Annotated in this window: 10 protein-coding genes and 1 other annotated feature; of the genes, 4 read left to right on the forward strand and 6 right to left on the reverse strand. The window is 43.5% G+C overall.

Annotated features, from left to right (window positions below; genetic code table 11):
- The first annotated feature begins 89 nt into the window (after window positions 1-89).
- Genes BVI01S_RS11345 through BVI01S_RS11355 form a run of 3 tightly spaced genes read left to right on the forward strand, consistent with a single transcriptional unit; the run spans window position 90 to window position 3033 of the window.
- Window positions 90-608, forward strand: a complete 519-nt coding sequence (locus BVI01S_RS11345; protein WP_167562114.1) for a type IV pilus modification PilV family protein — start codon at window positions 90-92, stop codon at window positions 606-608.
- Window positions 550-1137, forward strand: a complete 588-nt coding sequence (locus BVI01S_RS11350) for a PilW family protein (protein WP_079532479.1) — start codon at window positions 550-552, stop codon at window positions 1135-1137. Before BVI01S_RS11345 ends, BVI01S_RS11350 begins: the two co-directional genes overlap by 59 nt.
- A 15-nt stretch (window positions 1138-1152) precedes the next feature.
- A complete protein-coding gene (locus BVI01S_RS11355; RefSeq protein WP_061810212.1) occupies window positions 1153-3033 on the forward strand; it encodes a polymer-forming cytoskeletal protein in 1881 nt (626 codons plus the stop codon).
- A gap of 41 nt (window positions 3034-3074) precedes the next feature.
- On the opposite strand, the gene BVI01S_RS11360 is transcribed toward BVI01S_RS11355, so the two are convergent.
- The 4 genes from BVI01S_RS11360 to BVI01S_RS11375 form a co-directional block, all read right to left on the reverse strand.
- Window positions 3075-5957, reverse strand: coding sequence for a vWA domain-containing protein (locus BVI01S_RS11360; RefSeq protein ID WP_061810213.1), 2883 nt, complete (start codon window positions 5955-5957; stop codon window positions 3075-3077).
- 136 nt (window positions 5958-6093) lie between these two features.
- Window positions 6094-7806, reverse strand: coding sequence for a sensor domain-containing diguanylate cyclase (locus BVI01S_RS11365; protein WP_082804716.1), 1713 nt, complete (start codon window positions 7804-7806; stop codon window positions 6094-6096).
- Window positions 7807-7915: 109 nt separating this feature from the next.
- Complete coding sequence (locus BVI01S_RS11370) at window positions 7916-9229, reverse strand: bifunctional folylpolyglutamate synthase/dihydrofolate synthase (protein WP_061810236.1); 1314 nt, start codon at window positions 9227-9229, stop codon at window positions 7916-7918.
- A gap of 127 nt (window positions 9230-9356) precedes the next feature.
- Window positions 9357-12008 (reverse strand): valine--tRNA ligase, encoded by a 2652-nt coding sequence (locus BVI01S_RS11375; RefSeq protein ID WP_061810214.1) that lies wholly within the window; start codon window positions 12006-12008, stop codon window positions 9357-9359.
- Between the two features lie 52 nt (window positions 12009-12060).
- Window positions 12061-12288: a binding site (T-box leader), on the reverse strand.
- A gap of 161 nt (window positions 12289-12449) precedes the next feature.
- On the opposite strand from BVI01S_RS11375, the gene BVI01S_RS11380 reads away from it, so the two are divergent.
- Window positions 12450-12641, forward strand: coding sequence for a YszA family small membrane protein (locus BVI01S_RS11380; protein WP_491571934.1), 192 nt, complete (start codon window positions 12450-12452; stop codon window positions 12639-12641).
- Between the two features lie 35 nt (window positions 12642-12676).
- Here BVI01S_RS11380 and ysxE read toward each other — a convergent pair whose 3' ends face one another.
- Window positions 12677-13705, reverse strand: a complete 1029-nt coding sequence (ysxE, locus tag BVI01S_RS11385) for a spore coat protein YsxE (protein ID WP_061810215.1) — start codon at window positions 13703-13705, stop codon at window positions 12677-12679.
- 138 nt (window positions 13706-13843) lie between these two features.
- Complete coding sequence (gene spoVID / locus BVI01S_RS11390) at window positions 13844-15055, reverse strand: stage VI sporulation protein D (protein WP_061810216.1); 1212 nt, start codon at window positions 15053-15055, stop codon at window positions 13844-13846.
- Window positions 15056-15155 lie beyond the last annotated feature (100 nt).

Below are 15155 nucleotides of genomic sequence, written 5' to 3' on the forward strand. Positions count from 1 at the left end.
ATATTTCTTATAAATTAGACTTTTTTTAACAAGTTTCGACTATTAAATATTGTATAATAAAGTTAGGTAGATTGAAAGCAGGTGTTGGGGTGAAACGCACAAAAATAGTAAAAAATAATAGAGGCTTCACGTTGATAGAACTGTTGGTTTCCATCACCATACTGGGAATCGTCCTGCTGTCATTCATGAATTTCTTCCTTCAATCCAGTACATATACAAATGCCAATCAAAAGAAGACGGTAGGAGTCAATGTAGCCAGGAATGTCCTCATGTTCATGGAAAAGCAGAACTTCCTCGAAGTCAGGAACTTTTTTCATGATGTGAATATAGGTGATAAGTCCCCTGATGCTGAATACCTAACATTACTCATTTGTGAAGAGAAATATACACTGTTCTCTGAATCTGAAATACATAACACCTGTCCCGGCAAGAAGCAGATTACGATTAATGGATTAGAATATGAAGCAACCATCTTTTCCGATGAAGTATCCCCTCCTGAAGAAATGGATTACTATACTCCGATTACAGTTAAAGTGAGGTGGAATATGAATGATAAAGCTTACAGCACGAGTGTTGATGGAAAAGTTAAAAGTGAAGATATTCGATAATAAAGGGATCACTTTGATTGAATTGTTGATCACCCTAGCTATATCGGCTATTCTTTTGCCCGTTACATATGGCGCCTTGATCACTGGTTATAAAGTCTATGAAAAAGTATCGATAGATGCCCAGCTACGTGAAGATGCTGATTATGTCTCTTCCATGGTAATGAAACATTTATATTCCTACCCCTTTGACAGCGTCGAAGAATGTACCCCTGAGCAAACAGGATGCATTAAATTCGTGAATAACACTGAAAAAAGTGTATCTTCCTACTCCGGAAAATCCTTCTATGACGTGAGAGATGAAGACGTTTCACATGATGAACAGGCATTGGAGCTGATAACCATTGACGGGAAAGCGCAATGGAGCTTCGACGGTGAGATACTGGCTACTACATCCGACTTTTCAGGATCCACGGTTTCAACGAGCTGTACGTCTGATCCATGTACGGATGCGATGATTCAAATGACATATAAAGTGACTCATCCACAATTCAATAAAACACTTCAATTAGAGAGTCGCTTCGGCTTCTAGAAGGGAGGGAATCATTTGTTAACAAATCAACGAGGAAATGCGTTGCTGACCGTTTTAATCACCTCCCTTGTCATGGTGACGATCGGCATGGCCATCATGAGTTCAACGATAGGAGGAGCCAAGCGGACAGAAGTCAGGGAAACAGATATTGATATTACATACGAAGGCTTAAAAGCGGTTGAAGAAATCTCTGCCAAGCTTGCATTCCAATTGCAGCCCACTAAACAGTTGGAAATCAACCAATTATCTCCTGTAAATATGAACTCAAAAGTAAGGGACTTCATTCAAACAGAGATCATCCCATCCTACCAATCTTCTGATACGATCAAATGCATTACGATTGTGGATGTCAGCGGCAATCAAGCTTCGAATTTACTGGGAGCCCATTGCGGGAAAGCCAATACCCTTCAGTATCAAACATTCGGCATGGATTTTCTCGACACGAACCTTACAAGGGTATATGAGATTATCGTCAATACGAAAAATCCTGATTCCGAGGAAGGAAAGGTTGAAAAAATCGTTCGTAAGAGAATCATCCTTTCCCCCATTCCAAGCTTCCTGAAGTATACGTTAGGTTCCCGTGAACAGCTACAGTTGAACGGTTCACCCCATCTGGTCGGAAACCTTTATGCTCACTCACTCGGAATCAGTGAAGATGCAAACTATCAATTGTCCAATCTCGATGACAAGAAAGTGAGTGCACCATTCCCTTCCATTGTCGGAGATTTGTATACAAGCTACGACAAAGTGAATTATGACCACATGAAATCCCTGGTGGACACCCGTCAGTTTTACCCGCACCTGCCACCCCCGGACATAAAGCAGGACAGCCAATTCACTGACATCTCCTTCGATCGAACGTACGGGGAGGAGGTTGGGAAAGTATTGGACTCTCTTGGGCTTTCACTTGATCAGGCGTTGACCAAGGCTAATATAAGGAATTCGATAATGGCCAACTATCTAACCGACAGCCCCCTTTTCTTCCCTTTGGTAAATGGAATATTGAGTGAAAATGTACAGGGGACTGTAAAAGCGGATCAAAGTATCACGGTAAAAGGGTTACGACATCACGGCGTAGACCTGATTGTCCAAGGTGATGTAAACATTCTTGCAAATTCCAAAATGGATATTGGGAATATCATCTCTACCGGAAATGTAACCATATCGAACGCAACAGGGGAGATGTCAATCGGAAATATTGTCGCTGCCGGAAAGGTATCGATTGAAGCAAATGCCCCGGTAATTCTGAAAAAGAATATAGTCAGTTTTGATGATGTGTTGTTTCAGTCCCAAAACTCTACATCTTCCATTGAAGGGAACATCTACTCGGGACGTAACCTAACGATACAGGGTGACGCCAATGATCCCGACGACGAAAACGATGAAATTGAATTTGATTCTGTCATTTACGCAAAAGGAAAGACAAGTATTTCGAATTTGAATATTACCGGTAAAGATAATCCTGGTAATTCCAATCAACGGGGTCAATTGATTTTACTTTCAAAAGGAGAACTATTAGTCACAAGGATGAATGAATTCCAATACTATACGGATGAAGAAGAAAAGAGAGAGGCTGACCTTTTGCCTGATGCATCAGAAAATATTAAGCCTCTTCAGGCTTTCTTATACACCGATAGTGACGCAACATTATATGGTGTCGGCTCCCTCTTTTATGTGAACGGTGGCGTCTTTTCGAAGGGAAACCTGACTGTAAACGCCGTACGTGGGGATGTTGACAGCATGGATACGATACAAAGTGATCTCTTTTCTAACCAGGAAAAGAAATTATCGCGATTCATCGTTCATTATAATAAAGATGTACTGCTCTCCAAATTGGATGATCTTCCCAAGGTGGACTCCCTCTCCCTAATTGGTGATGAAATAATTGTGGAGTAAAAAAAGCGAAGCTATGATTGCTCATAGCTTCGCTTTTCATTTTACCATCTGCCATCGATACTTCCATTTTCTGTACCCGGATTTCCACCTTCTTCTGAAACCACCTCAAAAATGGCTGTGGCTTTAATATCGGGGTCTTCATCGGAAGTTACAGTGATGGTCGTCAAACCTTTACTCTTCGGGGTTATTTTCCATACGTCATTTTCCCTTGTTATCTCGACTATGCCATTCCCTGTATCAGTGACAGTCTTAATATTTTTATTGGTGGCATCATGAGGATTAAAGATCAAGTTTGAATGAACGTCGAAATCGTTCCCCTCCAGAAGCAGAGTATATTTCGATTTAGTGAAATCCATGCTTTCAAGATCTATGAACTTAGACTTCACAATGACGCGGATAGTCTTTTTAAACTTCCCATTTTTCGTTTCTACAATAACGTTATCTTCACCAGGGGATAAACCTGTCATTCTATTCTCCTTGGTAGAACGGACTTGAGTATACTCAGAGTTGATTACCCCGTCGTTCCCTTGAGTCACCAGGACATTATAATTATTATTTGGTTTCCCAAAAGGGAAGACATCGATATCGAAAGACTTCGTTTCACCCACGTATAATTCAATCAGGGAAGGAACTCGTATTAATTCGTCTCCTTCGATCCAGATGGTTTTCCCAATAATATGATCATCGACGGCAAATCCTCCGCTTGCTTTTACCTGTACTTCATTCTTTCCGAATGTGTCGAGGGTTTTCATTTCCTGAAGGTCGATGTTATTCCATCCTTCTATCACTTCATCCTCATTCAACATCCGATATTGATACTTCACATCATTGCCGGGAACCCCGGTAGATAGATAAAATTCAGCCTGATTGGAAATGGAATCCCCATCTTCCAATACTTTATTGGTAACGGCATCCTTGACAGTCAGTGCAGGAATAAATGATAATACCGCGGTTGATCCGTCTTTGTAGGTGATCGTTAATTGAGTTGGATCAGCCACTAATCCCTTTACCGCTTTATTCGTGAAGCCGTTATTAATGCCCGGCTCCAGAACAGCGACAGTCGCTTCCCACTGTCCTGAGATCAATACTTTTTTTATTGTTCCGTTAGCAAAACCGTCATAGGCATATTCTTTTTGATTATCATACTTTCGGGTTCTTACTTTAGCACTTAATTCATTTTGATCTGGGGTCAAATTACTGACCACTGCTGTACCATATCTCGAATCAACGTAAGATACCTTTGGCTGAGGCATCTTTACATTATTGATGGCCCATACGGCCTTTATCTTCATATTGGCGGAAAGCGAGGTTTGAGAAAACTTTCCGTTCTCAAAATTTATCCTTTGAGTCAATCTCATGACAGCCGTTCGTTGACCATTCACATTTTCTATTGAAAGGTTATTGCCGGCTTCGACTTCCACCCCTTCAGGTAACGGCTGGTAGATGGTGATATCACTTACGTTCCCCTTCGCATTTGGATTTACCAGGCCTCCGAACTCCAGCTGATACTTACCCGTAAATGAGTTGGTATCTTTTCCTTGCTCAATAATTAAATTGAATAATTCTTGATTGATTTTATTCAGTTCAAGCTTTCCTGTAACAGATGCAGGTGCATCATCCTTCACCTGGATCGTGACCGATTTATTATTGGTACTCCTCCATGCCGTTTCTTCTGCTGTTTTATATTGAATTTTCAAAGGGTTAAAGGTGTAGGTACCCTTTGTCGTAAATTCCACAGGTAATGATAGGGTTATGGGCGACGGAGATCCCTGGCCCACTTCATACACGGTGGAAAACGGTAAATACACCGTATTATTGACCACTTTGTATTGGTTACGGTCGACGGTTGCGTTTGCAGGTAAAGGTACGGCTGCTTCCCCTTCCAATTTAACGGAGTTTATTTTATTCGCCAGCTTTTCAAATGCATCCGAGACACTTCCCTCACTTGCTTTGATGAAGCTGCCGGAAGTCTGTTCTGCCAGCATTTGAAGGTATCGGTCGTCAAGATCACCTTCACCGTATCCAAGTGTATGCATCGTGATGTTCGAGTTGTATAATTCTTTGGAAACCTCCAGGCCTTTTTGTTTGATAAGCGCCTGCATTTGCTGACTATTTGTTTCCAACTCCCCTGGATTGTACCAACCTGACTTTAAAGAAGTGCCATCCATAGAAAAGTCAGAAGGAATCCATAATGACTTCAATTTGCTAGTATCCGGGGAATATATTTTATGGAGCCATCTATTATAAGAGTATCTGTTTTGGAAGTCATATATCACTTGTTGATCATTCTCAACAAGATCTGTTTCACCGCAAAAAAACCAAAATGGCCTTGTACATTCTTCTTTTTTTACTTTTTCAACGGCGGTTGCAATCATAGGCTGTCCATCGGTCAGGAAGACAATATACTTTTCGTTGTTGGAATCTCTCAGCATATGCTTGGCAGCACGCAATGGATCGGTATAATTTGTCCCTCCATATGCCGTGGTATGTAACATAGATGTTTTAATAGAATCGAGGTCATTGCTTAACGGAAGGATCGTTTCAATCTCGGAAGAAAAGGTAATGAGAGAAAAGCGGTCATTTTCCTGCTTGTTTTTTTCAAAGAATTGGACAGCACTGGTCAGGCCGTCTTTTGCATTTTGCATTTTATCCCTCGTGCTATTCATCGAGCCTGATTTATCAAAGATAAAGACGACATCAATAGGAGGACGCTTTGCCTCCTTCACTTCTCCTGCCGGAATAATATTGAAGTCTAATGACGCTTTTGCATTCCCTTCTGCAGGCTTTACGATCACACTTTGTGACGGTGTTACATTAAAATCCACATGTAAATCAGCATTCCCTTTAGCAAATGATATGGTCGGACTCATTAGGAGTGTAAGAAACAGGAAGAACAGGAATGGAACTTTTGGCTGTATTCTCATAATATCCCTCATTTTGGCTATCCTATAATACATTTATTATATCAATCTTCAAACTATTTTAATAGGACTTAATACTCACATAATGGTATTTTCAATTAAAAAAGGATGTCCACGATTACTTTAGACATCCTTTTCCTTATTTCACATACTGCGCCACCCGATTCCTCCCCGCCTGCTTCGCTCCAGTATACAGCGCCCGGTCGGCATGACGGATAAGGGCCATGGTGTCGTCTGCATCCTGTGGAGCAGTCGATACGCCGATGCTCGCCGTAATTCTTACCATCATCTGCTTGTTGGATTCGTCCAGGCTGTCATGTAGCGTGAACGGCTGATTGGCGATCGTGCCCCTGACATATTCTGCGATGTGGAGTGCCTCTTCCCGTTCCGTGTCGGGAAGGAGGATCACAAATTCCTCCCCGCCGTATCTTGCCACGGTTCCTTTAGTGGAAATCAATGCACGTAAGCGTTCCGCCAGTTGTATCAGGATTTCGTTACCACTCTGGTGACCGTAGTTATCATTGATCACTTTGAAGTGGTCAAGATCCAGCATGATAAGGGACAGGTTCTTTCTATTTCCTGCCTCGAGATTATTGTATTCCATGGAAAGAAGATCCTCGAAGTAGCGGTAATTGTATAGGCCAGTAAGTGCGCATCGTTCACTGTTCTGTTTCGTCCGCTCATGGTGCCTTGCATTGGCTATGGCTATCCCGAAATAGGAGCATAGGATATCGACGATCATCAATTGGAATTTCTCATACGCTTTCTTTTTGGAGGAAGCGAGAAGGAGGATTCCCCTCACCTTCTGGCTCCTGACGATGGGCACGCATAACACGCTTTCCACATCCTCAGGCATATACCCTTCTGCGATATCGGTCCATTCCGACCGTGACGTATACAGGACGGATTTCCCCGTTTCCCACACCACTCCGCTGATCCCCTGGTTTTTCTTGAGGGGACGAAGGTTATTCGATTTCATTTCCCCATTTTCAAAACGTCTGAGAAGTATCAACCCCTCCTCATGGCAATCGAGGATATACGCATATTCGACAGGGAGGGTCTCGATGATTTTCTCGATGAAAATATCCAGGACTTCTTTGACCTTTAGGCTTTCTGTGAGTTGATGACCGATTTCCCCTGCTTTTTGAAGGTATTCATTGATATTCTCAGATGAATTATAGAGCTTTAAGATGATGGAGAGACTCACGAACGGGACTCCAATCAGCAACGAGGCAAACGCCCCCAGTTCAAATGTCAAATAGTAGAGTGAGAGAGAAAGAGGGAACATGATCATATTGGCGGTGAAATCCCATACAAAGTCCTTACTGTAAAAACGCACGTCATTGTTAGCCACATAATGATGGTAGAGAAGGAGGAGGACCTGATTGATCATAATGGATACGATCTGGTAACAAAGGATCGGTAAGATCAACTGACCGAGTTCCCTTTCGGCGATTTCCCCTCCCACCATAAAATAGATCAGCCCACTGATATATGAAACCAAAAAGAACATCAGTGAATTCAATGGGATCCTGTGCCAGTCGCTTTTCGTCACCCGGAGCCTTATGAGCAAGGGGATAATCGAGAACTGCATCAGTACAATCTCAATAAATAGCCCATACTTGATGAAGCCGACGAGTGTCACCCACTGGATGAAGAAGATGGTCGCACCGTTGATCACGATGGGCATGAGGGGGATGAAAGTGGCAAATAGCACCAATGTTATAAACTCAAGCTCATTCCCTGCAATATTTTCAGGAGGATAGTATTGATATGTAAAATATAAACCAGCCGGTACAACTGCAAGCCATGCCAGCAATATGTACAGCTTTTTCTTCAATGGTAACGTCATATCTATCCCCCATAGGTTTACAATGAATTTTATATAGTCTGATCATACTATACTAGTTAAATAGTCACAAGTTTAAGAATATTTTATCAAAGCACCCGAATAAAGTCACTTACTTTTTTCTGTAATTTTCCAATAAAGGGAGTAAATATGGTTTCACTTCCGATAAGAAGTACAAGGAGCCGGTTATGAGCAGGACTTCATCTTCTTCCATGACGGCGATTTTCTCTTCAAGATACTTCTTCCAATCATGGACTTCTGCCTTTTTTGGGTGCGCGGAAGCTTCGTAAAGTTCTTCAACCGATGCCACTCTTGGAAAATCAAAGGTCGTAAATCCGATCTCATCCACGGCTTCTTCCAATTGAGAGATCATCGGTCTTAGCTTTTTATCGTGAAGTGCCGAGAAAAGGACGGTCACTTTTTTATGAAGGAAGCGTTCGTTGATCGTCTTCACAAGGGCATCCACCCCTTCTGGATTATGGGCACCATCAATGTAAATCTCACATGTAGCGGATAATGCCTCCATCCTCCCCGGCCATGATGCCTTCTTTAATCCTGTCTTGATGTGTTCCGGTTCTATTTTCATCTCCTGATTTTTCATAAGGAGCTCGGCGACTTTGATGGCAAGGGCTGCATTATTGATTTGATGGGTTCCGATCATGGAAAGATCGAACTCGTCATGCTGCACGGGAGATTGATACTCGAATCTTTCCCCTTTATCCAATAAGGCGACACGCTCGGCAGTAAAATCCTGCCCAAGTTGGAATAGCTCACTTTCCTTTTCAAGGGCTGTATCTTTGATGACGTTCCTTGCTTCTGGTTGATGGACCCCTGAAATGACAGGTACACTGTGCTTGATGATTCCTGCCTTCTCAAATGAAATATCTTCCAATCTGTTCCCAAGAAACTGCATATGATCCATACCGATGCTCGTGATCACGGAAACCATGGGAATGATGACATTCGTCGAATCCAGTCTTCCCCCGAGCCCAACCTCATAAAGGACGAGGTCGACGGGCTGTAACTCGGCAAAATAATAGAAGCTCATGGCCGTGATGACTTCAAATTCAGAAGGCGCACCCCATTCCGATTGTTCCATCTTTTCCGCGATAGGCTTAATCTTTTCGACAAGCAGCGTCAGATCCCCATCGCTGACGGGATCTCCATTCATACTGATCCGTTCATTGAAGCGTTCAAAATAAGGAGAGGTAAACGTTCCGACTGTATAGCCTGATTCCTGTAACACATTCCTTAAATAGGTAACCGTGGACCCTTTTCCATTCGTACCTGCAATATGGACGGTTTTCAGCTTTTGGTGAGGGTTCCCGAGTTCCTCCAACAGGTGATTCATCCGCATCAATCCCGGTTTGATTCCAAGTCTGAGTCTTGAGTGGATCCACGCGACAGCTTGTTCATAATTCATCATTTTTTTCACTCCCACATAGGCTTCATTAGAAAAAGGGCCCAATTAGGCCTGAATGATGAGGGTTCCCCCCTGTCAATCAGACCCGATTTTAAAGCCCTCTTCCCTACCTTCTATTTATTCAGTACCATTAAAGCGATTTAAGCTCTTCGATCCTCGCTTTTACAGTCGCTTGTTTCTCTAAATAATCTTTCTCTTTCTCTTTTTCCTCGTCGACTACTTTCTGAGGGGCTTTGCTTACAAACTTTTCATTGTTAAGCTTGCCTTGGACACGGGATACTTCCTTCGTCCATTTATCCAGTTCTTTTTGAAGACGTGCGATTTCTTCTTCGATATTGATCAGTCCTTCAAGTGGAAGGTACAGATCCACGCCTGTCACGACTGCCGTCATCGCCTTTTCCGGTACTTCTACATCCGTTCCCATTTCAAGCTTTTCCGGATTACAGAATTTCTCGATATACGATTGATTCTTTTCGATGATCGTCAGGGTATGTGCATCCTTGGCTTTCAGCATCAGGTTGATCTGTTTACTCATCGGCGTGTTCACCTCTGCACGAACATTCCGTACGGCACGGATGATATCAACCAGAAGCTTCATCTCTTCTGCCGCCCCTTTATCAGTCAGCTTATCATCAACCGTCGGCCAGGCCGCTACAGTGATCGATTCGCCTTGATGCGGCAAGTTCTGCCATATTTCCTCGGTAATAAACGGCATGAATGGGTGCAGCAGTCTCATTGTGTTGTCGAGAACGTAAGCCAGGATGGAACGGGTCGTCTTTTTCGCCGCTTCGTCTTCGCCATATAGAGGCAGCTTCGCCATTTCAATGTACCAGTCACAGAAATCATCCCAGATGAAGTTGTATAGTAAGCGTCCAACTTCACCGAACTCATAACGATCTGCCAGGCGCGTCACCGTTTCAATCGTTTCATTTAATCGGGTGAGGATCCATTTATCCGCTACAGACTTCTCACCTGATAAATCGATTTCGTCGTATTTCATGCCATCCATGTTCATCAGGGCAAATCGGGATGCGTTCCAGATCTTATTCGCGAAGTTCCAAACCGACTCCACTTTTTCAAATGAAAAGCGCAGATCCTGTCCTGGTGAGCTTCCCGTTGTCAGGAAGTAACGAAGGGAGTCGGAACCGTATTTTTCGATGACATCCATCGGGTCAATACCATTGCCAAGAGATTTACTCATTTTTCTTCCTTCAGCGTCACGAACCAATCCGTGAATCAATACATCTTTGAAAGGACGCTCTCCAGTAAACTCCAACCCTTGGAAAATCATCCGTGAAACCCAGAAAGGAATGATATCATAGCCTGTAACAAGGGTACTTGTCGGATAATAACGTTTGAAATCTTCTGCGTTTGTATCCGGCCAGCCTAATGTAGAGAATGGCCATAGTGCAGAACTGAACCATGTGTCCAGTACGTCATCTTCCTGTGTCCAGTTTTCCAAATCTTCAGGAGCTTCTTCTCCTACATGTATTTCCCCTGTCTCATTATGATACCAGGCAGGAATTCTGTGTCCCCACCAGAGCTGACGGGAGATACACCAATCGCGTGTATTTTCCATCCAGCGAAGATATGTGTTTTCAAAACGGTCCGGAACAAAGTTTACTTTGTCTTCTTCTTTTTGAAGTTGAATGGACTTTTCCGCCAGTGAATCCATCTTAACGAACCATTGTTTTGAAAGGTAAGGCTCGACAATCGCCCCGCTACGCTCCGAATGCCCAACCGAATGCATATGCTCTTCAATCTTGAACAATACACCGGAATCCTGTAGATCTTTCACAATTTGCTTGCGGCAGTCAAAACGGTCCATGCCGTTATATTTATCAGCTTTCTCGTTCATCGTACCATCTTCATTCATCACAAGGATGCGTTCCAGATTATGTCGGTTACCGATTTCAAAGTCATTCGGGTCATGGGCAGGTGTGATTTTCACCGCTCCGGAACCGAATTCCATATCCACATAATCGTCACCGACGATCGGGATTTCACGGCCTACGATTGGAAGGATGACGTTCTTTCCGATCAGGTGCTTGTAGCGGTCATCTTCAGGGTGTACGGCAACCGCCGTGTCCCCAAGCATCGTTTCAGGACGGGTTGTGGCGATTTCAATGTGGCCGCTTCCGTCAGCCAATGGATATCTCATATGATAGAATGCACCCTGTACATCTTTATGAATGACCTCGATATCGGATAGTGCCGTCTTTGTCGCAGGATCCCAGTTGATGATATATTCCCCGCGGTAGATCAATCCTTTATTGTAAAGATCGATGAATACCTTTTGAACGGCATCGGACAGACCTTCGTCAAGTGTGAAGCGCTCGCGGCTGTAATCGAGTCCCAGCCCGACTTTCGCCCACTGCTGGCGGATGTGCTCGGCATATTCTTCTTTCCATTTCCACGTTTCTTCCACGAATTTCTCACGACCGAGGTCATAGCGTGAAATCCCCTGGCTGCGGAGTTTTTCGTCCACTTTTGCCTGTGTGGCAATCCCGGCATGGTCCATACCCGGCAGCCATAGTACATCGTACCCCTGCATACGTTTCATTCTTGTCAGGATGTCCTGTAATGCTGTATCCCAGGCATGGCCAAGATGAAGTTTCCCCGTTACGTTCGGTGGAGGGATGACAATGGTGTAAGGTTCTTTTTCCTTATCGTTTGTCGCTTCGAAGTATTTGCCTTCGAGCCACCATTTGTACCGGCCCTGTTCAATGGCATTCGGATCATATTTTGTCGGCATTGATAATTGTTGATCTTGAGTTTCCATGTGATTTCCTCCTATATCGTTCTAAAAAAAATAAAAAAATCCCCCGTCCTGTGAAAAGGACGAAGGATTCCATTCGCGGTACCACCTTTTTTCTCAGGAGAAAGAAGACTCCTGAACTCTCGACGATTATAACGGCTTTTAACCGGCTTCTACTACTCTCATTTCATAGAAACAGCTCTACAGGCGACCTTCCAATGTCTTATCGTAGAAAATCTCTCAGCAAACGATTTTCCTCTCTGAACGTAAGGATCAATGTACTCTTCCTGTTCATTGCTTTTCATGATTATTTATTTACTCATTATAGTATAGGATAAGATAAACTTTCGTCAATCATTATTGGCATTTTCATTGAAAAATATTCATTTTGCCCATACATAGGCACCATTCCATCCCGGTTTCATAAGATAAAGTAGTGAATACACCCAGGAAAGTGAGTGGATGATGATGAAAAAAATCAACCAGTACACGTTACAGAAATGGATGGGGAACGCCCGATTAATATGTAAGCAATTCATCATACCCTTTACCATCTTCCAAGGCATCCGCACGATTCTGCTCCCGACCACGTTTGACGTCCTTCTGTTAACCCTGTTTATCGGTATCGGCCTCGCCATATACTTTGATTGGATTTAAGGAACTGACGAAAAGTGGATTCGTCAGTCCTTTTTTTATTCAGCCTGTTCGGCCTGCTCTTTCTTCTGCTTCTCCATCTCATCGAGACGCATGACCACGTATTCAGTATTCTTCAAGAGCCAGTAGTGACGTTGCAGTTTCTTCAGGGACTTCCGTTCATTCCGCTTATCCTTCGGGGTATGGAAGTATTTTTCCACAACGGCAATGACAGAGCTCGGATAGGCGAGGTAGCTCATGAACAGGAGCCGCTCTTCATTCCGGACGGTAAAATGCTGAAAGTAGGTGGTGAGCCATTCAATGCATTCCTCATAATATTTTGGATAGGTCTTCAAGGTTCTCGACAAAAACGGAAGCAGATCATGAAACGGCGACGCCATCTTGGAGTTCTCAAAGTTATGAAAATACCCCAAGCCCCTTTCATCGAATAAAAAATGCTCCGTCGAAACCTTTCCATGAGTGATCACGGTCCTTACCTTTTCAAGCTCCTTTGTTTCCTCGTACCATTCATCCAGCATTTTTCGTGAAAACTTCAACGCTTGTGAAGCATCTTTGTAATACATGCAATAATGAAATTGAAAAGGGGACATGTAGGTGGTCTTTTCACAAGCTTCCACATATTCATCCAGGAACGCCTGCTCTTTATCCCATCTTGACGTGAGCTGCTCATAATGGGACTCTCTCTCTTCCTTATCGATTTTCACTTCGTGGGAGGAAAGAGTATGGAGCCTCGCCAATTCCCTGAACATCTTTTGATGCTTTTCAAACTGATCTTCTCTTTCCTGGTTCATCAGCCACGGCATGACGTAATATAAATCTCCCTGATTCCACACAGCATAGCGGCCATCCATGGTGGGATAAATCGGGACGATCCGATTATAGCCCCGCTGAAACAGCAATTGTACATTCCGGACAAAGTCCACGCCATTTTGGGCTGGAAGCTGTTTGACGGCCAGAGTGCCTTTATTTGAAAATACCTTCGAAATCCTTCCGTAACTTTCAACAAAATGAGGTTCGACCCCATAAGGTTGCAAGACAGGCTTCAATCCCTCCAGCGTTTGCGCCATTTCTCTCACCTTCTACGATTACTTTTCTAAAAAAAACGGACCAACCCCAATGAATTTGGTGTCAGCCCCGTCATTTCCACTATGATACTTTGATTCGCTTCTATGGTCCTCTGATGGGAGTGACCTTGCTATTTTCCTTTATCCCTTGAAAACGAATTCGCTGTTCGGGATATATAGAACCTGACCGGCATATACGTCCTGATTCGCTTCGAGTTGGTTCACCCTTAATAGCTGTGGAATGGTCAAATCATATTTTTCCGCTATATAATCCAGGTTTTCTCCCTCCTGGACGATGCATACACGAAGAGTCGCTCCCCGTTCTTCTTCTTTCCGGGCAAAGAAATCAGTCAATGAAATGGATTCATACTTCTTTTTGCCCTTCGTCTTTTTCTTTTCTTCCTTTTCTTCCTCTTCCATCTCTGCTTCTACGGCCGATGAGGAGGACTCTTCTTCTTCCATCTCCTGCTCCTTGTACTTAGGTGCTGGAGGAGGCGTATAAGCGGGCTTCGGTTCAGCAGGCTGCTCCTCAGACGACTCACTCAGCTCATGTTGAGGAAGCTGAAATACATTCTCTTTCCGGTAGTCGACTTCTTCATAGGAAGGAGCCGGCTGTGTATCGTATTGAATCTGGACAGGAATTTCATCTTCCTGCTCAGCCGGTGGAGTCCTTCCCTCAAGATTAAACGGCTGATACTCGTCATCCTGGTCCTCTTCTTCCTCGCCTTCTTCAGCATAACCCGTGATTTCTTCTTCATGATAGTTTTCGTATTCGTACACTTCTTCTCTTTCTTCTTCTTCGGTTTCGACTTCTTCTTCCGCCTCTTCCACTTCTTCTGCTTGGGCTACGGCACTTGAGCGGTAAAGAGGCTCGAATTCTTCTTCTCTTTCATACTCTGCTTCAAGAGGAGTGTGAGCCTGCTGTTCACCGTAGATGCCGGTGATGGTCAAGTCAGCGTTCAGCTTTAAACAGGCATTTTCAGGGACGATGTAGTCAAATGACTCAACGAATACATCAATATCCCCCAGGTTCGCGATCCTATTTTTCGGGATTGTGACATCCACCGGGAACCTATGGACAAATTCATATTCACCCTTCTCCCTCTTTTCCACTGTCTGCACGAACTTCCCGCCTGCTTCGAACTCATCTTCCTCTTCTTCTCTAAGTGATGTCGGTAAATACTCACCCGTCAAATCGAGGCTGCCCCTGATAAGTACGTACTGCTCTTGTTCTTGTATCGTTATATGAGGATCTAAGGAGATAGATAGCAATTCTTCAACTTCCTGTCCTTTTTTGAACCAAATTGATTCTTCCAAAGAAAATCGTAAGCACGATTGTTGTTCTTGTGACAAAGAAAATTCCTCCTTTCAGGTTCCAAACAAAGAAATAGTAAACAATGCCATTATCACTTTATGAAACGGAAAGGAGGAATATGATAGGAAAACGAAAATC

Source organism: Rossellomorea vietnamensis NBRC 101237 (genome assembly GCF_001591825.1).
Taxonomy (GTDB): domain Bacteria; phylum Bacillota; class Bacilli; order Bacillales; family Bacillaceae_B; genus Rossellomorea; species Rossellomorea vietnamensis.